Source organism: Herbiconiux daphne, from assembly GCF_024979295.1.
In the GTDB taxonomy this organism is placed as follows: domain Bacteria; phylum Actinomycetota; class Actinomycetes; order Actinomycetales; family Microbacteriaceae; genus Herbiconiux; species Herbiconiux daphnes.
Genome location: NZ_JANLCJ010000091.1, coordinates 1 through 1,470 on the forward strand (window position 1 = coordinate 1; position 1,470 = coordinate 1,470).

Here is a 1,470-nt window from a genome sequence, read left to right on the forward strand (position 1 = left end):
GTGGTGGTGCCCTTCTCGTTGACTTCTTTGGTCATAAGAAGGGAGAGAAAATGGGCGTCAAAGCCGCTTCGCTTTGGTCTGTTTTCTGGATACTCTGCGGTATTGCAATGGGTGGACTTATCTACCTTGAGCAAGGCACTGCCGCAGCAAGCCAATACTTCGCTGGTTATGCGATGGAAAAGGCTTTGTCGATTGATAACCTGATGGTGTTCTCTGCCATCTTTGGTTACTATCGCATTGTAAAACAAGAAGATATGCACACCGTTCTTACCTATGGTATCATCGGTGCAATCATCTTCCGTGCAATCTTTGTATTCTTCGGTGCGTCATTGTTCAATTCAGAACTTGGGTTGTTCAATCTCTTCGGATTCGAAGTGACGTTGCATCTGCTCGTTAGTTGGGTATTTGCTGCTGTTATCTTCTGGTCTGCCAAAGCAATGTTGTCGTCTAATGAATCGGAAGATGAAGAAGATGATTATGACAACATGTGGTATAACAAAGTTGCACGTCGTTGGTTCCCTAAAGCTGGTGCTCTGTTCTTTGCAGCCTTAACTATTGAACTGTCTGATGTTATGTTCTCCTTTGATAGCGTCCCTGCGGTCATTGGCGTAGCTAAAGATGGTGCAATCATTTATTCTGCAATGTTGATGGCTGTACTTGGTTTAAGGGCACTCTTCTTTGTTCTCGAAGCTTTGATGGAAAGACTTCATCATCTAGAGAAAGCAGTGGTTGCTGTATTAGTATTCATTGGGGTGAAGCTTGTTATTGAGCCGATGGGTGTTGATATTAGTCCTCTTACTTCTGTTTCTATTGTACTCGCCACCCTCGCCACCGGCGTCTTAGCAAGTATGATTGTCCCAAAGAAGAGTTAGTCGATTTTAATTCTCCTGAGTTCCGCGAATGGTGGATAAAGGTGAATGAAGAACTCGACAGAAACCAGTAGTGAATAATTCAAGCGTTCTTCGGAGCGCTTTATAGTATTTACTGGAGGTTACATGTTAAACCCTAAATTCAAAACATCTGAACGCATCGCTGATGCTTACATGAACATTCGCAATAATAATATGCGTCGTGCAAGTTTAGTGTTGGTGGTGGCGCAAGATACAGGTCGTGTTCTTGTCGTGCTTCGTCATAAAGACGGTCAGATTGGTTTACCTTGCGGTAAAATTGAACACGGTGAAGTAGCCCGTGAAGCTGCTAAACGTGAACTAAAAGAGGAAACTGGCTTAGATGTTCAGTATCTCTCTGAACTGTATTTCTCTCAGGCCATCACTTTTGAAGGTTGTCATGTCAACATCTATCACGGGATTATCAGCAAAGAGATTAGCGTCTCGGCGTCAAAGGGTTTTGAGAAGGAGACGTCTCCCTACTGGATTGATCCAGAAGAACTCGCAAACACAGCATCACATTTCCGCGATTTCAATCTCGTCGTCATGTTCAATGCTGGCTTAATTAAATAAAAGAGGTAGT

At 43.4% G+C, this 1,470-nt stretch carries 2 protein-coding genes; both read left to right on the plus strand.

The genetic code is table 11. From position 1 onward, the window contains the following. A partial coding sequence (locus N1032_RS23170; RefSeq protein WP_259542698.1) for a TerC family protein occupies positions 1-872 on the plus strand: 872 nt, incomplete at its 5' end. Between the two features lie 123 nt (positions 873-995). Further along, on the plus strand, positions 996-1,460 hold the full coding sequence (locus tag N1032_RS23175; RefSeq protein ID WP_259542699.1) for an NUDIX hydrolase: 465 nt from the start codon (positions 996-998) through the stop codon (positions 1,458-1,460). The last annotated feature ends 10 nt before the right edge of the window (positions 1,461-1,470 follow it).

What these genes read in the sequence shown, in the direction of transcription:
- N1032_RS23175 (WP_259542699.1), top strand. Translation starts at nt 996, where the DNA reads ATGTTAAACCCTAAATTCAAAACATCTGAACGCATCGCTGATGCTTAC.